Source organism: Microbacterium sp. NPDC064978 (assembly GCF_044543605.1).
Classification (GTDB): Bacteria; Actinomycetota; Actinomycetes; order Actinomycetales; family Microbacteriaceae; genus Microbacterium; species Microbacterium meiriae.
Map to the genome: position 1 here is coordinate 1,049,749 of NZ_JBITWF010000001.1, position 20,311 is coordinate 1,070,059.

Sequence of the window (20,311 nt, forward strand, 5' to 3'; positions counted from 1 at the left end):
GGCGCATGCGCCGCTTCCCCGCCTCCGTCTATCGGGTCGGGGACGAGCCCGACCCCCGGTTCTCCCTCGCCAACGAACGCACGTTCCTGGCCTGGACCCGGACCGGCCTGGCGCTGATCGCGGGCGGCGTCGCTCTCGAGGTCCTCGGCCTCGACCTGCACCCCGGGTTCCGGCTGGCGGCCTCGCTGCTGATGATGATCGCCGGCACGGCCGTGGCGCCGCTCGCGTGGTTCGAGTGGATGCGGGCGGAGCGCGCCCTCCGGCAGGGACGACCGCTGCCCGGCGCGCTGTCGGCGGTGGTGCTCGCGGTGGTCGTGGTGACGACGGGGCTGCTCGTCTTCGCCGGGGTGCTGTGGCGCTGAGCGAGGCCTGCCGATGACCGCCCCCGATACTCCGGTGCCCGCCACCCCTGCCCCCGATCTGTACGACCCCGGGCTGCAGCCGGAGCGGACGGAGCTGGCCTGGCGGCGCACGGCCCTCGCGATCGCGGTCGGCTCGCTGCTGTCGCTGCGGGTCTTTCCTCTCGTGCTGCCGAGCGGCGCCGAGGGGTGGGGCCTCGTGCCGGGCGTGCTGGGCGTCGGCACGGCGGCACTGCTCTGGATCGCCGCGCGCCGTCGGCAGCGTCGGACGACCGCGGTGCTCACCGCGCGGGCGCGCGGCCCGCTGCCGGGCGGCGGTCTCCCGCTCGCGCTGACGGTGTTCGCGACCGGGTTCGGGATCGTCGCCCTCGCGCTCGTGGCCGTGACGCTGCTCACGCGCTGACGCGCAGGAGCGCGAGGCGATCGCGACAGATGCCGTGATCGCCCCGCGTCCCCTCGCCGCCCTCCCTCAGTCCGCGAGGATGAATCGCGCGCCGCGTTCGCCGATCATGGCCGCGGGCGCGTTGGTGTTGCCGGTGGGCACGGTCGGCATGACCGAGGCGTCGATCACCCGGAGCCCCTCGATCCCGCGCACCCGGAGCTGCGGGTCGACCACGGACTCCGGGTCGGAGCCCATGCGGCAGGTGCCGACCTGGTGGTGATAGGTGATGGCCGTGCGGCGCACCCACTCCTCCACGTCGTCGTCCGCCACGTCCAGGCCGGGGTAGACCTCGACCGCTCCCCACTCCTCGGCGAGCGCAGGCTGCGTGCCGATGCGGCGGCACTGGCGCACGGAGGCCGCGAGGGCGTCGGCGTCGCGCTGATCCTCCAGCGCCGCCAGGTCGATGTGCGGCAGGTCGTCGACGCCGGGGCCGGTGAGGCGCAGTTCGCCGCGGCTGTACGGCGTCACCAGGCCCGCCATGAGCGTGAACCCGTCGGTGCCGCGCGGCTCCAGCTCGCCCCACATGGGCACGGAGAAGTGGATGGGCTGCGTGTCCGGCTGCGCGAGGCCGTCCCGGCTGCGCCAGAACAGGTGGCTCTGCGTGACGGACACTCCCGGCTGCGGCGGGCCGACGGGCTTCTTCTCGGTCGCGAAGATCACGGGTGACAGGAGGTGGTCGTGCAGATTCTTGCCGACGGCGGGGGCATCGAGCACGACGGGGATGCCGAGGGCACTCAGCTCGGCAGCGGGACCGATGCCCGAGCGGAGCAGGATGACGGGCGTGCCGAGTGCTCCCGCGGAGAGGATGACCTCGTCCGCGAACACCTCCTCGGTGTCATCGCCCTCCCCGAGCCGGATGCCGACCGCGCGCCCGTCGCGCACGATCACGGAGTGGACGGCGCGACCGGTGAGGATCGTCATCCGGTCGGCGACGGGCTGCGCGTAGGCGGTCCACGTGTTGACGCGGCGGCCGTCCCTGATCGTGACCTGCTCCTGCGACACCCCATCGAGCGTGCCGCCGTTGTAGTTCGGGTTGCGCGGCAGCCCCTCCTCCACCGCGGCATCGATGATCGAGGCCTGGATGGGCGAGAGCGCGTAGTCGTCGGTCACGGGCAGCAGGTCGTTCTCGATCGCGTCGTAGATCGGCTCGACCTCGGCCCACCCCCATCCGGTCGCCCCTGCCGCCTCCCACGCGTCGTAGTCGGAGGCCGCGCCGCGCACCCAAATCATGGCGTTCAGCGCGTGCGAACCGCCGGTGACCTTCCCGCGAGGCAGATGCAGACGACGACCGGCCGCGTGCGGCTGCGGCACGGTGAAGAAGTCCCAGTCCTCCGCGGAGTGCCAGAGCTCGCCCGCCCGCGAGGGGTCGTGGATGGCCGGGTTCGTGTCGTAACCACCCGCCTCGACGAGCGTCACCGCGACACCGGCGTCGGTGAGACGCCGCGCGACGATGGCGCCCGACGTACCGGCTCCGACGACGATCGCGGAGCGCACCGCGCCGCTGTTCGTCGCGGCCACGCTCAGGCCTTCCGGCCGGGTCCGGAGACGACCTGGGTGACCGCGACGGACTTGAGCCCCTCGACGCCGAACTCCAGCCCGTAACCCGAGCTCTTCACCCCGCCGAACGGCACCATCGGGTGCAGCCCGCCGTGCGAGTTGATCCACACCGTGCCGGACTGCATACGCGCGGCGACGGCGCGGGCCTCCTCCGGGTCGCTCGCCCATACCGAGGCTCCGAGGCCCACATCGAGGGCGTTCGCCAGCGCGAACGCCTCGTCGACGTCGCTGTACCGGATGACGGGGAGGGCCGGGCCGAACTGCTCCTCCTGGACGAGCGCCGCGTCGTTGTCGATGTCGGCGACGATGGTCGGCCGGTAGAACAGCTCGCCGAGGTCGGATGCCGGTTCGCCACCCGTGACGATCCGGGCGCCGCGGCTCTTCGCGTCGTCGACGAGGCGACTGACGATGTCGAACTGCGGGCGGTTCTGCAGGGGCCCGAGCACGTTGCCCTCGTCGAGGCCGTTGCCCATCGGCACCTGCTCGGCGATCGCGGCGAGAGCGTCCACGACCTCGTCGTACACGGAGTCGTGCACGTAGAGGCGCTTCATAGCGGCGCAGGTCTGTCCGGTGTTGATGAACGCACCCCAGAAGAGGTCCTCCGCGATCGCGGAGGGATCGGTGCCGGGGAGCACGATGCCCGCGTCGTTGCCGCCCAGCTCCAGCGTGAGGCGGGCGAGGTTGCCCGCGGAGCTCTCGATGATGCGGCGCCCGGTCGCTGTGGAGCCGGTGAACATGATCTTGGCGATGTCGGGGTGCGAGGCGAGGCGGGCACCCACCTCACGGTCTCCGGAGACCCCGATGAGGACGTCGGCGGGCAGCACATCGTTCATCACGGTGAGCATCGCCAGCACGCTCAGCGGCGTGTACTCGCTGGGCTTCGCGACGACCGTGTTGCCCATGCGCAGCGAGGGGCCGATCTGCCAGATCGTGATCATGAGCGGCCAGTTCCACGGCCCGATGGCCCCGACCACGCCGGCCGCCTTGTAGACGAGCTCGGCGTGCAGCGTCTCGTCGTCGACGAGCACCTGCGGCTCGAGGACGGTGGTGGCGTTGGTGCGCAGCCAGGCCGAGCATGCCCCGAGCTCGAACCGCGCGTTGGGGCCGTTCAGCGGCTTGCCCTGCTCCCGCGACAGGAGGTAGGCGAGCCCTTCGGCGTTCGCGTCAATGGCGTCGGCCGCGGCCAGGAGGAGTGCGCTCCGCCTCTCGTGTCCCAGCGCCTCCCACGCGGGCTGCGCGGCCTTCGCGCGGGCGATGGCATCGTCGAGGTCCGCGACCGTGGCCACGGGCGCGCGTCCGATGACCTCCCGCGTCGCGGCATCGGGGATCTCGCGACCCTCGCCGCGCGGGGGCTGGATACGGTCGAGCAGCGCCGCGGCGGCGGACGCCGCAGAATCGGTGGATCCGGAGTCGACGGCTACGGGAACGGCGGAATCGGACATCGGTGTCTCTCCTTCGAGCGGGTCACGGCGCGGACGCCGGTCTTCTTCTCATTCTCGGTCGGCCCTTCCCGCCGCACTTGTCGCGGAGCGCGCCGGAGATGTCCCCGCGCGAAGGATGCGTCCGCGGACCGGTCCCGCGTGAGCGAATCGGGCCCCCGCCCGGTCCGGAGAGCCGGGAAGAGCCGGGCGCGGCGTGCGCCATCGTCGTCTCGGATCCCACCAGGCCGGCCCTCGCACCTGCGGCACTCCCCCTCGCATGCGGATCTGCCAGCCCGAGGTGTCCAACGTGCGGTGATGGTGCCAGCACAGCGCGACGCCGTTGTCGGTGTGGGTCGGACCCCCGCGAGCGTGCTCCGTGACGTGGTGGATCTCGCACCAGGCGGCCGGGACGTGACAGCCGGGGATCAGACACTCGCCGTCCCGCACGCCGATCGCCCGGCGCTGTGCGGGGGTGAAGATCCGGTCGCTCGACCCGAGCCCGACGATCCTTCCACCGGCACCGAGCACGACGCGCTGGACCGTCCCTCCGCACGCCGTGTGCGCGGCCACCCGCGTCGACACCGGCGTCTCGACGCCCTCGACCCGCGCCCAGCCGTGCCCCGTGGCATAGTCCTCGGCGGCGACCGTGACCACGAGCGTCGGCGCGGCACCGCCCAGCCGCGGCATGTCGTCGTGCCGGGCCGCGATCCCCAGGGCCGCCGCGAGCGCGTCGTGCTGCTTCTGCGCGCGTGTGCGCCCATCCACCATCCCGCCGACGTCGCCGGCCGGGAGCACATCGTCATCCGGGAAGACCGGTGCCTGCTGCTCCCCAGCAGCGTCGTCACGCACTTCCGACGGCACGAAGTGGACGCCGGGAAGCGGCGGACCGTCGACCTTCGGGTTCAGATACGCGTCCCAGATCCGCTGCAGCTGCCCCGCGACCTCGGGCAACAGCGCGCCGCGGATCGGGATCACGCCGTCCTTGGCGCGGCCGAGCACGACGCCCCGGGCCCGCAGCGCGATGTCTTCCGCCGGCTCCGCGCCGTCCGGATCGAGGTACTGCACGATCATCTGCGCCCGCACCCTCAGGTCCTCGGGCGTCGGTGCCGGCCCGGTCTCGTTCTCATCGTCGTCGCTCTCCTCGCCCCGCGCGACCTCCGCCAGATACGCGTCGGCCTCCCAGCGGTCGGCGAGGCGCACGCGAGGGCCGGCCTGCTCGATCGGCCCGGTCGCGGCCAGCAACCCGGTCACCCCGATCGCCCCGTCGAGGAGGGCCTCGCGCAGCGCCGGCCACCGCGCCGGCAGCCACTCCCCGGAGGAGAGGTCGACCTCGCGCCGCACCAACCGCGCGCTCTTCACGAGGCGCGCGGCGGACGCGCCGTCAGTGCGGAGCACACGCTGCAGCAGCTCGTTCATCGAGCGGCAGCCGAACCGTCCGCAGAACGCCGGTTCCCCGGACCCTGCCGGACGCGGATCGGCGCTCGCCACCGCGTCCACGATCACAGCCTCCACGCGTCGCTGGATCTCGCCCGCGACCCGCAGCAGGTCCATCATCTCCCGCGCGTCGAGAGCGCCCACCGTGCCGGATCGCAACACGGCGTCGAGAGCGACGAGCGTGTCGTCGAGAATCGCTGCTGGGGTGCTTTCCATACGACGATTCAACAGAGGGCCACCGACATTGCGAGGCCCGATAATCCCCGTTCAGCGCGATATTCCGATACGCGCGAGGGACTCTTCCTGCATCCACAGAGACCCGCGATCGACATTCCCCAGCACCGCAGCATCCACACCGCCCGCCGCCGCCGAAACCCCCGCACTCACCGGCGCCCGCCGCACCCCAGGGAGAGCCCCGTACCCTCGACCGCGGGAGAGAACGTCACGCCCGGTCGGAGTCCTCGAAGATCAGGATCGTCCGCGTCGAGCGGATCGACGGGATCGCCTGGATGTCCTCCAGCACGATGCGGCGCAGGTCGCGGGCGTCGTTCGCGCGCACGAGCAGCAGCACGTCGAAGTCGCCGCCGACGAGCGCCATGTGCTCGATCTCCGGGATCGCCCGGAGCCGCGCGCTCACCTCCTGCCAGGTGGCCTGCTCGATCGCGAGCGTGACATAGGCACTCGCGTGATGCCCCAGCAGCACGGGGTCGGTGCGCACGGTGTATCCCGTGATCACCCCGGCGTCGGTGAGGCGCTTGATCCGCGCATGCGCCCCCGCCCGCGAGATGTGCACCGCCTCGGCGATTGCGGTCATGGACGCCCGCGCATCCCGCCGCAGCTCCGCGAGGATCGCGCGATCCGTCTCGTCCAGCGCCGCCATGACACCCCTCTCGCGTCCGGGAAATCCTGACACTTCGGACGCCATTCTGACATGTGAAGCGCAATCGTCCACGATCACCCGACGGATCTTGGATGAGTGTCGCATGCGCGGCATGCTGTCCTCATCGAGTTCGGCAAGGAAGGCGGACGGATGCAGCCCCACGACATGCTCCCGCGCGACACCGCGGTACGACTGATCGCCGAGGACGGGACCACCCTCCCCGACGAGATCTACGCGCTCCCCGCCGCCGACGTCCTGCTGTCGGCGTACCGCGGCCTCGTCGAAGGCCGTCGCATCAACGATCAGGCCGGCGCGCTCGTGCGCCAGGGCCGCCTCGCGGTCTACCCCTCGTCGCACGGCCAGGAGGCCTGCCAGGTGGCCGCGGCGATGGTGCTCGGCGACACCGACTGGCTCTTCCCCACCTACCGCGACTCCGTCGCCGTCATCGCCCGCGGCGTCGCGCCTGCGGAGGCGACGGTGCTCCTCAAGGGCGACTGGCACTCGGGCTACGACGTCCGCGCGCACCGCGTCGCCCCGCAGGCGACCCCGCTCGCGACGCAGCTCCTGCACGCGGTCGGCTTCGCGCAGGCGGCGAGGCACCGCGGCGAGGACACCGTGGTGCTCGCGCTCTGCGGCGACGGCGCGACGAGCGAGGGCGATTTCCACGAGGCGATGAACTTCGCCGCCGTCTTCCACGTCCCGGTCGTGTTCTTCGTGCAGAACAACGAGTTCGCGATCTCGGTCCCCCTCTCCCGGCAGACCGCCGCCCCCTCCCTCGCCCACAAGGCGGTCGGCTACGGCATGCCGGGGCAGCGCGTCGACGGCAACGACGTGGCCGCGGTCCTCGCGGTGCTCACGGAGGCCGTCGACCGCGCCCGCGCCGGTGGCGGCCCCTCTCTCGTCGAGGCGCACACGTACCGCATGCAGGCGCACACCAACGCCGACGACGACACCCGCTACCGCGAACGCGAGGAGGTGCAGGCCTGGCTCGCCCGCGATCCGCTGCTCCGCCTGCGCGCGCACCTCACCGCGACGGGGACGCTGGACGACGAGGCCGAGACGCGCTTCGCCGCGGGCGCGGAGGAGATCGCCGCCGCCATGCGCACCGCCCTGAACACCGATGCGGAGCTCGACCCGGAAGACCTCTTCCGCTTCGTGACCGCGACCCGCTCGCCCCAGCGGGAGGAGCAGTGGCAGCTCCTCCGCGACGAGATCGCCCGCTCCCACCCCGCCGAGACGATGACGACCGGAGGCGCCCGATGACCATCGCCGAGCACGAGACGCCGGTCGCGACGACCGTCGGCACCACCACGACCATGACCATGGCCGCCGCCCTCAACCGCGCCCTCGCGGACGCCCTCGCCGCCGACCCCGACGTGGTCGTGTTCGGAGAGGACGTGGGAGCCCTGGGCGGCGTGTTCCGCATCACCGACGGGCTCACCGCCCGCTTCGGCGAGGACCGCTGCTTCGACACCCCGCTCGCGGAGTCCGGCATCATCGGCACCGCCGTCGGCATGGCGATGAACGGGATGCGCCCTGTGGTCGAGATGCAGTTCGACGCCTTCGCCCTCCCCGCGTTCGAGCAGATCGTCAGCCACGTCGCGAAGCTCGGCAACCGCACCCGCGGCGGGATGCGCATGCCGCTCGTGATCCGCATCCCCTTCGGCGGCGGCATCGGGGGCGTCGAGCACCACTGCGACTCGTCCGAGGCGTACTACGCGCACACGCCCGGCCTCACGGTCGTGAGCCCGTCCACCCCGCAGGACGCCTACTCGCTGCTCCGCGCGGCCATCGCCTTGCCGGACCCCGTGGTCTTCCTGGAACCGAAGAAGCTCTACTGGTCGAAGGGCGAGGTCGACACCGCGGTGACCGCGGAGATCGGCTCGGCGCGCATCGCCAGGGACGGCACCGATGTGACCCTCCTCGCGTACGGGGCCTCCGTGCCGCTCGCGCTGGAGGCGGCGGAGGTCGCCGCGGGCGAGGGACGCAGCGTGCAGGTGGTCGACGTGCGCTCCCTCTCCCCCTTCGACGACGAGACGGTCACCGCGGCGGTGCGGTCCACGGGACGAGCCGTCGTGATCGCCGAGGCCCCGGGCTTCGTCAGCGTCGCCTCCGAGATCCAGGCCCGGGTGTTCGAGCGCTGCTTCGAGTACCTGGAGGCCCCCGTGCGGCGGGTGACCGGGTTCGACACCCCGTACGCGCCGCCGAAGTTCGAGCACTGGTATCTGCCGGACGTCGATCGGGTGCTCGACGCGATCGACACGCTGCACTGGGAGGACGACGCATGAGCACGCCTGTGAAGACCGCCGCCCGCGTGTTCCGCCTGCCCGACCTCGGCGAGGGACTGACCGAGGCCGGCCTCGTGCAATGGCTGGTGGCCGTCGGCGACACGATCACGACCGACCAGGCCATCGCCGAGGTCGAGACCGCGAAGAGCGTCGTCGAACTGCCCTCGCCGTTCGCCGGAGTCGTGACCGCCCTGCACGGCACCCCCGGCGACACCATCGACGTCGGGGCCCCGGTGCTGGAAGTCGCCGACCCCGGCAGCGAGGAGACCGCGTCCGCGCCGCAGCCCCCCGCCACGCAGCCCGAGCACGAGGCGTACCGGCAGGAGGAGCGTGCGGGGTCGGGCAACGTCCTCATCGGGTACGGCACCTCCGCGTCCGCCTCGACGGGTCGGCGACGGCGCCCCGCGGCGCCACGCCCCACGCCGGCGCCGGCCTCGACAGCGCCCGCACCCGCAGCACCCGCCTCGACCGCTCCGGAGTCAGCCGCACCGGTCGCCCGCGACGCCGCACGACCCGCTCCGGTCGCCGTGCGATCGCCGCTCGTGCGGCGCCTCGCCCGCGATCTGGGCCTCGACGTGCACGCGATCTCCCCCACCGGAGCGGACGGGGCGATCACCCGCGCCGACGTGCTGCGCGCCGCCGTGGACCTCGCCGTGGACGGCGTCGCCGCGGCCCCGACGCCGACCTCCGCGACCGCTCCCACCGGCGAGATCGACGGCCTCCCGGTCCGCAGCAGGGAGCGCCTCTCCCCGCTGCGTCGCACCGTGAGCGCCCGGCTCGCCCGCAGCCGCTCGGAGATCCCCGAGGCCACCGTGTGGGTCGACGTCGACGCCACCGACCTCTGGAATCTCCGCGCTCAGATGGCTCCCGACGGCGGGAAGGCCCCGTCGATCACGGCGCTGCTCGCGCGGTTCGTGCTCCTCGCGCTCGAGGACTACCCCGTGCTCGCCTCGCGGCTCAGCGACGACGGCTCCGAGCTGATCTCGTTCGAGGGCGTGAACCTCGGCGTCGCCGCCGACACCGAACGCGGCCTCCTCGTCCCGGTCGTCCCGCACGCGCACCGGCTCACGGTCACCGACCTCGACGCCGCCCTGCGCGAGCTCGCGGCGACCGCGCGCGCCGGCACCCTGCCGCCCGAGCGGCTCCGCGGATCCACCTTCACCCTCAACAACTACGGCGGGCTCGGGGTCGACGGCTCGGCGGCGATCATCAACCACCCCGACGTCGCGATCCTCGGCATCGGCCGGATCATCGAGCGCCCCTGGGTCGTGGACGGGGCGATCGTGCCGCGTCGCATCGTCCAGCTCTCCCTCGTGTTCGACCACCGGGTCTGCGACGGCGGGTACGCGGCGGGATTCCTCCGCCGCGTGGTGGAGCTCATCGAGCATCCGCTCCGCGCCTTCGGGAGGGTCTGAGGTCGATCCGGCCGGCGAACCCTCGTGGGCGGAGCGCCGATACGCTACGCTCGGCGATTACTGACCGATCATTCGGTAAGTCATCGCCGACGTACCCGCGTCGGTGCTCCCCCCTCGCAGAACAACGGAGTTCGCATGACCTCAGCCACCGCAGCCGCCTCGTCGACCGGAAGGATGCCCGCAGAGGAGCGGCGCGTCCTCGCCGGCACCCTCGTGGGGACGTCGATCGAATGGTACGACTTCTTCATCTACGCCCAGGCGGCGGGCCTCGTGCTCGCCCCGCTCTTCCTCGCTCCCATCGCGGAGTCGAGCCCCGGGCTCGCCCAGGTGCTCTCGTTCGCGACCATCGGCATCTCGTTCCTCTTCCGCCCGCTCGGTGCGATCGTCGCCGGGCACCTCGGCGACAAGCTCGGCCGGAAGAAGATGCTCGTCTTCACCCTCGTGATGATGGGACTGTCCACGTCCCTCATCGGCCTGCTGCCGACGTACGCCGCCATCGGCGTCGCCGCCCCGATCCTCCTGATCCTCCTGCGCATCCTGCAGGGCTTCTCGGCCGGCGGCGAATGGGGCGGCGCAGCCCTGATGGCCGTCGAGCACGCCCCGTCGGCGCGACGCGGCCTGTTCGGCGCGTTCCCGCAGATCGGCGTGCCGGTCGGCATGATCCTCGCCACCTTCACCCTGTGGGCGCTCACGAGTTCGATGTCTCCCGAGGCCTTCCTCGAGTGGGGCTGGCGTATCCCGTTCCTGCTCTCCATCGTGCTCATCGCGGTCGGCTACGTCATCCGCCGCGCCGTCGACGAGAGCCCCGTGTTCGAAGACCTCCGTCGCCGCCGCAAGGAGGCCTCGGCCCCGCTCGGACAGCTCTTCCGCGCGCACACGAAGAAGGTCGTGCTCACGGCCGTCATCTTCATCGCGAACAACGCCGCGGGCTACCTGCTGATCGCCTTCTTCGCGACGTACGCGGTCACGGGCCTCGGCATGGAGCGCCCGCCGGTGCTGCTGGCGACGACGCTGGCCTCGTTCGGGTGGCTGATCTTCACCCTCTGGGGCGGGGCGCTCTCCGACCGTCTCGGCCGGATCCGCACGTTCCAGATCGGGTACGTCGCCCTTGCGGTGTGGGCGATCCCGATGTGGTTCCTCATCGACACGGCGAACATCGTCTGGTACTTCGTGGCCCTGTTCGTCATGACGTTCGCACTCGGACTCTCGTACGGCCCGCAGGCGGCGCTGTACGCCGAGATGTTCCCTGCGAACGTGCGGTACTCGGGCGTCTCGATCGGCTACGCCCTCGGGGCGATCCTCGGCGGCGCGTTCGCACCGATGATCGCGGAGGCGCTGCTGAACCAGTTCCACGCCGCGTGGACGATCGGCGTGTACATCGCGGTCGCGTCGATCGTCTCGCTCATCGGCGTCTCGCTGGTGAAGGAGACGAAGGGCGTGGATCTCAGCGTCTGACGCCCGGTCCGGGATCGCGGCCGGCCGTGCGCCTGTGCCATAATTACCTTACGATCGGTCAGTAATTCACGACCGGCCGCTCCCGGACCACACCAGGACGACGAAGTCAGGAGATCCGCATGCCAGAGGCCTACCTCGTCGGAGGGGTCCGCACACCGGTCGGCCGTTACGGCGGCACCCTCTCCGCCGTCCGTCCCGACGACCTCGCGGCGCTCGTGGTCGGCGAGGCCGTGCGCCGCGCCGGGCTCGACCCGGCGCGTACCGAGCTGGACGAGGTCATCCTCGGCGCCGCCAACCAGGCCGGAGAGGACAACCGGAACGTGGCCCGGATGGCCGTGCTCCTCGCCGGTCTCCCCGACACCGTGCCGGGCATCACGGTCAACCGCCTGTGCGCCTCCGGAATGTCCGCCGTGACCATGGCCGCGCAGGCGATCCGCGCGGGCGACGCCGATCTCCTCGTCGCCGGCGGCGTCGAGTCCATGACCCGCGCCCCCTGGGTGCAGGCCAAACCGGAGAAGGCGTGGGCGAAGCCCGGAGCCGCCTTCGACACCTCCATCGGCTGGCGCTTCCCGAACCCGCGGCTCGCCGCGCGGGACAAGGCCACCTTCACCATGCCGGAGACGGCGGAGGAGGTGGCCCGCGTCGACGGCATCACGCGCGCCGAGGCCGACGCCTTCGCCGTCCGCTCCCAGCAGCGCGCCGCCGCCGCGATCGCCGCGGGCCGCTTCGCCCCGGAGATCGTCGGCGTGCCGGTCCGCGACGGCGAGGTGCTCGTCGACGAGGGCCCGCGTCCGGACACGACCCTCGAGGTGCTCGCGCGCCTCCGCCCCGTCGTGGCCGGCGGAGAGGTCGTCACGGCCGGCAATTCCAGCGCCCTCAACGACGGCGCCTCGGCCGTGCTCGTGGCGAGCGCCGAAGCCGTCGAGCGCCACGGACTGACGCCCCGCGCGCGGATCGTCGTCGGCACCTCCGCCGCCCTGGCTCCGGAGATCATGGGACTCGGACCGGTCCCCGCGACGGAGAAGGCGCTGCGCCGTTCGGGGCTCTCCCTCGACGACATCGGCGCGGTGGAGCTCAACGAGGCGTTCGCCTCGCAGTCGCTCGCCTGCATCCGGCGGCTCGGCCTCGACGAGGACCGCGTGAACGCCGACGGCGGAGCCATCGCCCTCGGCCACCCTCTCGGCTCGTCCGGCTCACGCCTGCTCGTGACGCTGATGGGACGCATGGAGCGCGAGGACTCCCGCTACGGCCTCGCCACGATGTGCGTCGGCGTCGGCCAGGGCGCGGCCGTGATCCTGGAGAAGGTGTGAGGGGCGCGGACGAGCCGCTGCTCGTCACCCGCACCGCGGACCGCGTCGTCGCGACCCTGAACCGTCCGCACAAGCGCAACGCGATCGACCAGGCCACGATCGACGCCCTGCACGCGCTGTGCGCCGAGCTGGAGGAGACGCCGCGCACGCTCATCCTCACCGGCGCCGACGGGGTGTTCGCGGCGGGCGCCGACATCGCGGAGCTCCGGGACCGTCGCGCCGACGACGCCCGTCGCGGCATCAACGCCCACGCGTTCGTCCGCGTCGCGGAGCTGCCGATGCCGGTGATCGCCGCGATCGACGGCTACGCGCTCGGCGGTGGCGCGGAACTCGCGTATGCCGCCGACATCCGCCTCGCGACGCCGACCCTGAAGATCGGCAACCCGGAGACCGGCCTGGGCATCCTCGCCGCCGCCGGAGCGAGCTGGCGGCTCAAGGAGATCGTGGGCGACGCCCGTGCCATCGAACTGCTGCTCACCGGCCGCACCGTGCACGCCGAGGAGGCCCTCCGCATCGGGCTCGTCTCCTCGCTGCACGAACCCGCCGATCTCCTCGCCGCCGCCCACGCGGTCGCCGACCGCATCTCCCGCAACGACCCCGCGGCGACCATCGCGACCAAGCGGGTCTTCCGGGCGCCGCGCGACCAGCACCCCGCAGCCGACCTCGAGGAGCAGGCCGCGCTGTTCGACAGCCCGGAGAAGCACCGTCGCATGACCGCCTTCCTGGAACGGAGAGACCGATGAGCACGCCCTCCTCCCCCGAGGCCGCAGTCCCGGCCCGCGTCGGCGTGCTGGGTGGCGGACGCATGGGCGCCGGTATCGCCCACGCCTTCCTCCTCGCCGGATCCCCCGTGACCGTCGTCGAGCGGGACGACGACGCCGCCGCGGCCGCCGCCGCCCGCGTGCACGCGTCGATCGACGCCTCGCTCTCCCGCGGCACGGCCGTCGAGACCGCCGAGGCGTATCGCGCCCGCTTCGCGACCGGAACCGACACCGCACTGCTCGCGGACTGCACCCTCGTCGTCGAAGCCGTCCCGGAGGAGCTGTCGCTCAAGATCGAGGCGCTCACCCGTGTCGAGCAGCACCTCGCGGACGATGCGGCGCTCGCGTCCAACACCTCGTCCATCTCGATCGACGAGCTCGCAGCCGTGCTCGACCGCCCCACCCGGTTCCTCGGGATGCACTTCTTCAACCCCGTGCCCGCCTCCACGCTCGTGGAGGTCGTGCGCGGCGCCGCGACCGCGCCGGACCTCGTCGCGGACGCGGCTTCCTGGGTCCGCGCGCTGGGCAAGACGCCCATCGTCGTCGCCGACGCCCCCGGTTTCGCGTCCTCCCGCCTCGGCGTCGCCCTCGGCCTCGAGGCGATCCGGATGCTCGAGGACGGCGTCGCCGACGCCGCCGACATCGACGCCGCCATGACCCTCGGCTACAAGCACCCGGTCGGGCCGCTCCGGCTCACCGACATCGTCGGGCTGGACGTCCGGCTCGGCATCGCCGAGTACCTCGCGGCGCACCTCGGCCCGCGCTTCGAACCCCCGGCCCTGCTGCGCCGCCTCGTCGCCGAGGGACACCTCGGCCGCAAGAGCGGACGCGGCTTCTACGAATGGGACGACTGATGAAGGGAACCCCGATGACCGAGATCCTCCCCAGCTACGTGCAGGGCTCCTGGTGGACGCCCGCCTCCGATGCGGACGCCACCGAGGTGCGCGACGCCTCGACCGGAGAGACGGTCGCCCGCGTCTCCACGACCGGCCTCGACCTCGGCGCGGCGCTCGACTTCGCCCGCACCACCGGTCAGGCGTCCCTCGGGGAGCTCACGTTCCACCAGCGCGCCGTGCTGCTCAAGCAGCTCGCGCTCGCGTTGACCGCCCGCAAAGAGGAGCTGTACGCGCTCTCCAGCCGCACCGGCGCCACCGCGCAGGACTCCTGGGTCGACATCGACGGCGGCATCGGCGTGCTCTTCGCGTACTCCAGCAAGGGCCGCCGCGAGCTGCCGAACGCGAAGGTCTACGTCGACGGCGCCGTGGAGAACCTCTCGCGAGACGGCTCCTTCCTCGGTCGGCATATCTACACCCGGCTGCCCGGGGTGGCGGTGCAGATCAACGCCTTCAACTTCCCCGTGTGGGGCTCGCTGGAGAAGTTCGCGCCGGCCTTCCTCGCCGGTGTCCCCACGGTCGTGAAGCCCGCCACCCCCACCGGGTACCTCACCGAGGCCATGGTGCGGGTGATGGTCGAGTCCGGTCTGCTGCCCGAGGGGTCGCTGCAGCTCGTGTCCGGCAGCGTGCCCGACCTCTTCGACCACCTCCGCCTGGGCGACCTCGTCGCGTTCACCGGTTCCGCGTCGACGGCCGAGCGGCTCCGGGCGCACGACTCGGTGCAGACCGGCGGGGTCCGCTTCACCAGCGAGACCGACTCGATCAACGCCTCGGTCCTCGGCACGGACGCCGCCTCCGGCACCCCGGAGTTCGACGCCTACGTGAAGCAGCTCGTCGCGGAGATGACGTCGAAGGCCGGGCAGAAGTGCACCGCGATCCGGCGGGCGATCGTGCCGGAGGACGCGGTGGACGACGTGATCGCCGCCGTGCGCGACCGGCTCGCGGCGCGGATCGTCGTGGGCGACCCGCGCGCCGAGGGCGTGACGATGGGACCGCTCGCCTCGACGGCCCAGCGCGACGAGGTGCTCCGGCAGGTGGCGCGACTCCGCGAGGGCGGCGGCGAGCTCGTGATCGGCTCCCCCGAGGCCCCGACGGTCCGCCGTGCGGACGGCAGCGAGGGCCCGGCGGAGGACGGCGCGTTCGTGGCGCCGATGCTCCTGCGCTTCACCGATGCGACGAGCCCCGCCGTGAACGAGATCGAGGCGTTCGGCCCCGTCTCCAGCATCCTCGGCTACCGCACGCTGGACGAGGCGGCGGCGCTCGTGGCCCGGGGCGGCGGCTCGCTCGTGACGAGCGTCGCGACGCACGACCCGGAGGTGGCGACGACGCTGGCCGCGGGGATCGCGGCGTACAACGGCCGCGTGCTCTTCCTCGACCGCGACGACGCCCGCAGCTCGACCGGACACGGCTCCCCGCTCCCGAACCTCGTGCACGGCGGCCCCGGCCGCGCGGGCGGCGGCGAGGAGCTCGGTGGCATCCGGGCGGTGCTGCACCACATGCAGCGCACGGCGGTGCAGGGCTCCCCGGAGATGATGACCGCGCTCACCGGGGTGTGGCACCAGGGGGCCTCGGCCCGTCCGTTCGACGCCGGCGACGGCGTGCACCCCTTCCGCAAGTCGCTGGCGGAGCTGCGCATCGGGGACCAGGTCGTCAGTCCCTCACGCACCGTCAGCCTCGACGACATCGAGACGTTCGCGGCGTTCACGGGCGACACGTTCTACGCGCACATGGACGAGGCGTCGGCGGCGGCGAACCCGTTCTTCCCCGGACGCGTGGCCCACGGCTACTTGCTCGTGTCGTGGGCGGCGGGGCTCTTCGTCGACCCGGCTCCCGGGCCCGTGCTCGCGAACTCCGGGCTGGAGAACCTGCGCTTCGTGACCCCGGTCTCCCCCGGCGACGAGATCCGCGTCGAGCTCACCGCCAAGCAGATCACGCCGCGGGAGACCGACGAGTACGGCGAGGTGCGCTGGGACGCGGTCCTGAAGAATCAGGACGACGAGCTCGTCGCGACCTACGATGTCCTGACCCTCGTCGCGAAGGAGCTCACCCCCGCCGCATAGTCCCCCGAGACCCCGGGCACTCGTCGAGGCCCCGCCCTTCCCACGCGGAGAGGGCGGGGCCTCGGCGCGAAGCCGGGGTCTCGCGGGTCAGGGATGGCGGAGGCCGTCGAGGGCGATCGCGACGACGTCGTCCGCGAGACGATCGGCGCCCTCGCGACCGCCGGGGCGGTACCACTCGACGATCGAGTTGATCATGCCGAACGTCAGGCGGGCGACGACGGCCGCATCGATGTCGGAGCGCAGGGAGCCCTCGGCCTGCGCCTCCGCGACGAGAGCGGTGATGCGGCGGTCGAACGCACGCCGCCGGGTGAGGGCACGGCGCTCCACCTCGGTGTTCCCGCGCACGCGCAGCAGCAGCGTCACGGCGGGGAGCTGGTCCACGAGCACATGGACGGCCCCGCGGAGCACGCGCTCCAGGCGGGCGACCGCATCGGCGGCTCCCCCGCTGTCCGGGAGGGGCGCGTCGACCACCGCCTCCAGCCCGCCGAGGGCGCTGTCGAGGGCGCGGTCGAGGATCTCGTCCTTGGACCCGAAGTGATGGTAGATCGCCGACTTCGACAGCCCGAGGCGCTCCGCGAGCATCCCGATCGAGGTCGCGTCGTAGCCGTGCTCGTTGAAGGCGGCCACCGCGACGGCGAGGATCCCCTGCTGGTCGTACCCGGGGCGGCCGCGCCGCGTGGTCTGCATCTCGGACATCCCCTTCAGTCTCGCACCGCCCGCCGCGCTCATCGCGGAGGTCGCCGCCGAGACCCCCGCGTGTCAACGCAGGTCATACACGCGCTTGTACTTGCCCTCGCTACGCGGCAGTGCCCCCGGCTCCTCCAGCCGCACGGCGACCGACGAGCCGATGAACACCTTGATGCGCTGCACGAGCACCTGTGCCGCCGCCTCGCACGTCTCCACGGAGAGGTCGGGATGGCGCTCGATGCGCACGGTGAGGGCGTCCATCCGGCCCTCCTTCGTCAGCTCCAGGATGAAGTGCGGGGTGAGCTGCTCGATGCCGAGGACCAGCTCCTCGATCTGCGTCGGGAAGAGGTTGACGCCGCGCAGGATGATCATGTCGTCGTTGCGTCCAGTGACCTTCTCCATGCGCCGCATCCCCGGCCGCGCCGTGCCAGGGAGCAGACGGGTGATGTCCCGCGTGCGGTACCGGATGACGGGGAAGGCCTCCTTGGTGAGCGACGTGAAGACGAGCTCCCCCCGCTCGCCGTCCGGAAGCGCCTGCAGCGTGTCGCCGTCGATCACCTCCGGCAGGAAGTGGTCCTCCCACAGGTGCGGGCCGTCCTTGGTCTCGAGGCATTCGTTGCCGACGCCGGGCCCCATGACCTCGCTGAGTCCGAAGATGTCGAGGGCGTCGATGCCGAGCCGCTGCTCCAGCTCGTGCCGCATCTCGTTGGTCCAGGGCTCCGCGCCGAGCACCGCGACCTTGAGCGAGGTGGACCGCGGGTCGATGCCCTGCGCGGCCATCGCGTCGGCGATCGTGAGTAGGTAGCTCGGCGTGCACAGGATCGCGTCCGGCTCGAATTCGCGGATGAGCTGCACCTGGCGCGCGGTCTGCCCGCCCGACATGGGGATCACGGTCGCTCCCAGCGCCTCGATCCCGGCATGCGCGCCGAGCCCACCCGTGAAGAGGCCGTAGCCGTAGGCGTTGTGCACCTTCATCCCGCGCCGGATCCCGCTGGCCCGGAGCGAGCGGGCCACGAGCGACCCCCATCGGTCGAGGTCGCCACGCGTGTAGCCGACGACGGTCGGGCGCCCCGTGGTGCCGCTGGACGCGTGGATGCGGGCGACGTCCGCCATCGGCACCGCGAACATCCCGAACGGGTACGTCTCGCGCAGGTCGTCCTTGGTGCTGAACGGCAGCCGGTGCACGTCGTCGAGCGTGCGGATGTCGTCGGGGTGCACGCCAGCCTCATCGAACTTCCGCGTGTAGAGCGGGACGTTGCGGTAGGCGTGCTGCACGGTCCACCGCAGGCGCTCGAGCTGGAGCTGCTCGATCTCGGCGCGGCTCATCCGCTCCTCGGGGTCGAGCTCATCGGCCGTGGGCGGGCGGAGGGCGGAGGCGGGGGCGGTCATCGTCGACACGGGGACTCCTCGGGACGGGGGCGGGGTCAGAAGGTGCGGGAAGTCGTGCGGGAGCGGCCGCGGAACTCGGCGACCGCGTCGCCGTGCTCGTCCACGACCGTCACGTCGTAGAGGCCGGAGCGACCGGTGCGGGCGCGGCGGACGGCGGTCGCGGTGAGGGTCTGCCCCGCGACGGTGGGCTTGAGGAACGAGATGTCGGCACCGGCGGCCACCGTCACCCGATCGTCCTCGTTGCACGCGATCGCGAAGGCGGTGTCGGCGAGCGCGAACACGAGCCCGCCGTGGGTGATCTGGAAGCCGTTGGTCATGTCCTCGCGGACGCGCATCGACACGACCGCGTGCCCCGGGTCGTCGCGTTCGATCACGAGCCCGAGCATCGCGGAGGCTCGGTCACGTTCCATCATGGCCCGGTTCGGCCGCACGGCCTCCGCCGTATCCGTCGCCTCCGTCATCGCCGACCTCCTCGTCGCGCTGGGACGGGACGACCGCGTCCCGTCCGCCCATACTAACTGAACGATCGGTCAGTAACGCAAGGGAGTCGGAACAACGGTCGACGGTTCACCTGATCGCGAGCGGCGGCCAGAGGGTCGCGTCCTCCACGGTCACCCCTGTGATGACGGCCGCGGGGTCCGCAGCATCCCGATCGGCGCGGAAGCGGATGACACCCCCTTCGCGCGTCGCTGACTGGTAGAAGTACTCGCCCGACGAGACGATGCGGATGTAGGTGCCCTCCGGGAATGCGGCGGCCGCCTCCGTCACCGGCGCGCCGATGCGGACTCCGCCCGTCGCGGGCAGGACGGCACCGTCCGGCTCGACGTCGCCCTGCACGTTCGCGATGCCGGCGGTGATCCCCGCGAGCGTCGTGCCATCGTCCGTGAACTGCAGCAGGAGCGTGCTCGCGTCGTCCCCACTCGTGAGGCGCACCAGCGTGTTCGAGCCGCCGGCGGCCTGCGCGGTCGCCCCAGGGACCGCCGCCAACGCCTCCTCGCGAGACATACCCAGCTGGAGCGGTCCGACGCCCGTCGCGGTCATCTCCCATTCGCTCCACGGGGCGGCGGGATCGGCCGTCTCCGGCGTCGCCGTCGCGGGCGGCGTGGCGGTCAGCTTCTCCACGAAGGCGGTCTTCGCTTCCCCCGCGCGGTCGCGCAGGAGCAGCGCCGCACGCTCGGCGTCGAACTCCGATCCATCCCTGGCCGGCTGCCACAGGTGCACGATGACGTTCCCCACCGCGGCGAAACCGTGGTGCGCCCGCCAGGCGCTCTGCCCCGAGCCCATCTCCAGGGTTCCGGCGAAGGCCCGGACGCCGTCCGTCTCCGGCGCCGCGACGGCGGCGAAGGTTCCCGTCCCCTGCGCATCGAACTGCGCACACTGCTCGACCGTGTCGAGGAGCTCGTCCATGCGCGACGCGGCGATGTCGTCAGACGGGAACTGCAGGATCTCCTGCTTCCCACTCATGCCCGTGTCGTCCGCGTTCACCCACGGCACGGTACGCGCGCCGATGCTGCCCATGGAGGCTTCCATGATCAGCAGCACGCAGACCGCCGGCGTGAACTCCGGCCCGCCGCCGTCGGAATACTGCAGGAGCGTGTCCTCGACCTCCGTCGCCGGAGGCGCGGAGGGAAGAAGGTCGGCGACCTCGGCCGGCGTGAGCGCGAAGGCGTCGAGCTCGTCGCCGACGAAGAGGAGGGGCCCGGCATAGGGATCAGGAGTGGGCGTCGGGGTCTCCGGCGCCCGTGATGCGGTCGCCGTGGGTGTCGCCTCCGGCGTCGCCGCGCACCCCGGGAGCACGACCAGCACTCCCGCCACCACCGCCGCGAGGAGCGCCGCTCCTCGCATCTTCCGCCCGCCGTGCACCGTCGCCGACATGAACCCTCCGCATGATCATGTGCGCCGTGAACACGGCGCCCCCTGAGGGAAGAGTAGCGGTCGGGAGACACCCCGAACCCGCCCG

General features: G+C 72.3%; 18 protein-coding genes. 10 read left to right on the forward strand and 8 right to left on the reverse strand.

Annotated elements, in window-relative coordinates:
• Positions 1–5: 5 nt before the first annotated feature.
• Positions 6–362, forward strand: coding sequence for a DUF202 domain-containing protein (locus ACIGJI_RS05315; RefSeq protein ID WP_363445675.1), 357 nt, complete (start codon positions 6–8; stop codon positions 360–362).
• A 13-nt stretch (positions 363–375) separates the two neighbouring features.
• On the forward strand, positions 376–762 hold the full coding sequence (locus tag ACIGJI_RS05320; RefSeq protein ID WP_232089193.1) for a DUF202 domain-containing protein: 387 nt from the start codon (positions 376–378) through the stop codon (positions 760–762).
• Between the two features lie 66 nt (positions 763–828).
• Here the strand turns inward: ACIGJI_RS05320 and ACIGJI_RS05325 are convergent, their stop codons facing one another.
• From ACIGJI_RS05325 to ACIGJI_RS05340, 4 genes are all read right to left on the reverse strand, one after another.
• Positions 829–2,319, reverse strand: coding sequence for a GMC family oxidoreductase (locus ACIGJI_RS05325; RefSeq protein WP_280566676.1), 1,491 nt, complete (start codon positions 2,317–2,319; stop codon positions 829–831).
• Between the two features lie 2 nt (positions 2,320–2,321).
• Complete coding sequence (locus ACIGJI_RS05330) at positions 2,322–3,800, reverse strand: aldehyde dehydrogenase family protein (protein WP_363445672.1); 1,479 nt, start codon at positions 3,798–3,800, stop codon at positions 2,322–2,324.
• Positions 3,801–3,848: 48 nt separating this feature from the next.
• On the reverse strand, positions 3,849–5,429 hold the full coding sequence (locus ACIGJI_RS05335; RefSeq protein WP_363445670.1) for a DUF222 domain-containing protein: 1,581 nt from the start codon (positions 5,427–5,429) through the stop codon (positions 3,849–3,851).
• 226 nt (positions 5,430–5,655) lie between these two features.
• Positions 5,656–6,093, reverse strand: coding sequence for an Lrp/AsnC family transcriptional regulator (locus ACIGJI_RS05340; protein WP_187663516.1), 438 nt, complete (start codon positions 6,091–6,093; stop codon positions 5,656–5,658).
• A 150-nt stretch (positions 6,094–6,243) separates the two neighbouring features.
• Between ACIGJI_RS05340 and ACIGJI_RS05345 the strand changes: the two genes are divergently transcribed.
• The 8 genes from ACIGJI_RS05345 (at position 6,244) to paaZ (ending at position 16,275) form a co-directional block, all read left to right on the forward strand.
• Positions 6,244–7,356, forward strand: coding sequence for a thiamine pyrophosphate-dependent enzyme (locus ACIGJI_RS05345; protein ID WP_363445668.1), 1,113 nt, complete (start codon positions 6,244–6,246; stop codon positions 7,354–7,356).
• Entirely contained in the window at positions 7,353–8,381 is a 1,029-nt protein-coding gene (locus ACIGJI_RS05350) for a transketolase C-terminal domain-containing protein (RefSeq protein WP_363445666.1), read from the forward strand. The genes ACIGJI_RS05345 and ACIGJI_RS05350 overlap by 4 nt, the downstream gene beginning before the upstream one ends.
• Positions 8,378–9,796 (forward strand): dihydrolipoamide acetyltransferase family protein, encoded by a 1,419-nt coding sequence (locus tag ACIGJI_RS05355; RefSeq protein WP_363445664.1) that lies wholly within the window; start codon positions 8,378–8,380, stop codon positions 9,794–9,796. The genes ACIGJI_RS05350 and ACIGJI_RS05355 overlap by 4 nt, the downstream gene beginning before the upstream one ends.
• A gap of 135 nt (positions 9,797–9,931) precedes the next feature.
• Entirely contained in the window at positions 9,932–11,251 is a 1,320-nt protein-coding gene (locus ACIGJI_RS05360) for an MFS transporter (RefSeq protein ID WP_363445662.1), read from the forward strand.
• A 119-nt stretch (positions 11,252–11,370) separates the two neighbouring features.
• On the forward strand, positions 11,371–12,561 hold the full coding sequence (locus ACIGJI_RS05365) for an acetyl-CoA C-acyltransferase (protein WP_062636001.1): 1,191 nt from the start codon (positions 11,371–11,373) through the stop codon (positions 12,559–12,561).
• A complete protein-coding gene (locus tag ACIGJI_RS05370; protein WP_187663511.1) occupies positions 12,558–13,304 on the forward strand; it encodes an enoyl-CoA hydratase/isomerase family protein in 747 nt (248 codons plus the stop codon). Before ACIGJI_RS05365 ends, ACIGJI_RS05370 begins: the two co-directional genes overlap by 4 nt.
• Positions 13,301–14,176 (forward strand): 3-hydroxyacyl-CoA dehydrogenase family protein, encoded by an 876-nt coding sequence (locus ACIGJI_RS05375; RefSeq protein WP_363445659.1) that lies wholly within the window; start codon positions 13,301–13,303, stop codon positions 14,174–14,176. Before ACIGJI_RS05370 ends, ACIGJI_RS05375 begins: the two co-directional genes overlap by 4 nt.
• A gap of 14 nt (positions 14,177–14,190) precedes the next feature.
• Positions 14,191–16,275: a phenylacetic acid degradation bifunctional protein PaaZ gene (paaZ, locus tag ACIGJI_RS05380; protein WP_292797692.1), complete on the forward strand. Its 2,085-nt coding sequence runs from the start codon at positions 14,191–14,193 to the stop codon at positions 16,273–16,275.
• Positions 16,276–16,362: 87 nt separating this feature from the next.
• On the opposite strand, the gene ACIGJI_RS05385 is transcribed toward paaZ, so the two are convergent.
• The 4 genes from ACIGJI_RS05385 to ACIGJI_RS05400 all read right to left on the reverse strand — a co-directional run bounded on the left by ACIGJI_RS05385 (position 16,363) and on the right by ACIGJI_RS05400 (position 20,226).
• Positions 16,363–16,971: a TetR/AcrR family transcriptional regulator gene (locus ACIGJI_RS05385; protein WP_363445657.1), complete on the reverse strand. Its 609-nt coding sequence runs from the start codon at positions 16,969–16,971 to the stop codon at positions 16,363–16,365.
• Between the two features lie 63 nt (positions 16,972–17,034).
• Positions 17,035–18,351, reverse strand: coding sequence for a phenylacetate--CoA ligase PaaK (gene paaK, locus ACIGJI_RS05390; protein ID WP_366244538.1), 1,317 nt, complete (start codon positions 18,349–18,351; stop codon positions 17,035–17,037).
• 35 nt (positions 18,352–18,386) lie between these two features.
• Positions 18,387–18,764, reverse strand: a complete 378-nt coding sequence (gene paaI / locus ACIGJI_RS05395) for a hydroxyphenylacetyl-CoA thioesterase PaaI (RefSeq protein ID WP_363445655.1) — start codon at positions 18,762–18,764, stop codon at positions 18,387–18,389.
• 154 nt (positions 18,765–18,918) lie between these two features.
• Positions 18,919–20,226: a hypothetical protein gene (locus ACIGJI_RS05400; protein ID WP_363445653.1), complete on the reverse strand. Its 1,308-nt coding sequence runs from the start codon at positions 20,224–20,226 to the stop codon at positions 18,919–18,921.
• Between the last annotated feature and the right edge of the window lie 85 nt (positions 20,227–20,311).

Coding starts and splice junctions, on each gene's coding strand:
- ACIGJI_RS05355 (WP_363445664.1), top strand. CDS start 8,378: ATGAGCACGCCTGTGAAGACCGCCGCCCGCGTGTTCCGCCTGCCCGAC.
- paaI (WP_363445655.1), bottom strand. CDS start 18,764: ATGATGGAACGTGACCGAGCCTCCGCGATGCTCGGGCTCGTGATCGAA.
- ACIGJI_RS05375 (WP_363445659.1), top strand. CDS start 13,301: ATGAGCACGCCCTCCTCCCCCGAGGCCGCAGTCCCGGCCCGCGTCGGC.
- ACIGJI_RS05330 (WP_363445672.1), bottom strand. CDS start 3,800: ATGTCCGATTCCGCCGTTCCCGTAGCCGTCGACTCCGGATCCACCGAT.
- ACIGJI_RS05400 (WP_363445653.1), bottom strand. CDS start 20,226: ATGTCGGCGACGGTGCACGGCGGGCGGAAGATGCGAGGAGCGGCGCTC.
- ACIGJI_RS05335 (WP_363445670.1), bottom strand. CDS start 5,429: ATGGAAAGCACCCCAGCAGCGATTCTCGACGACACGCTCGTCGCTCTC.
- paaK (WP_366244538.1), bottom strand. CDS start 18,351: ATGACCGCCCCCGCCTCCGCCCTCCGCCCGCCCACGGCCGATGAGCTC.
- ACIGJI_RS05365 (WP_062636001.1), top strand. CDS start 11,371: ATGCCAGAGGCCTACCTCGTCGGAGGGGTCCGCACACCGGTCGGCCGT.
- paaZ (WP_292797692.1), top strand. CDS start 14,191: ATGACCGAGATCCTCCCCAGCTACGTGCAGGGCTCCTGGTGGACGCCC.
- ACIGJI_RS05340 (WP_187663516.1), bottom strand. CDS start 6,093: ATGGCGGCGCTGGACGAGACGGATCGCGCGATCCTCGCGGAGCTGCGG.
- ACIGJI_RS05345 (WP_363445668.1), top strand. CDS start 6,244: ATGCAGCCCCACGACATGCTCCCGCGCGACACCGCGGTACGACTGATC.
- ACIGJI_RS05315 (WP_363445675.1), top strand. CDS start 6: ATGCGCCGCTTCCCCGCCTCCGTCTATCGGGTCGGGGACGAGCCCGAC.
- ACIGJI_RS05350 (WP_363445666.1), top strand. CDS start 7,353: ATGACCATCGCCGAGCACGAGACGCCGGTCGCGACGACCGTCGGCACC.
- ACIGJI_RS05360 (WP_363445662.1), top strand. CDS start 9,932: ATGACCTCAGCCACCGCAGCCGCCTCGTCGACCGGAAGGATGCCCGCA.
- ACIGJI_RS05385 (WP_363445657.1), bottom strand. CDS start 16,971: ATGTCCGAGATGCAGACCACGCGGCGCGGCCGCCCCGGGTACGACCAG.
- ACIGJI_RS05320 (WP_232089193.1), top strand. CDS start 376: ATGACCGCCCCCGATACTCCGGTGCCCGCCACCCCTGCCCCCGATCTG.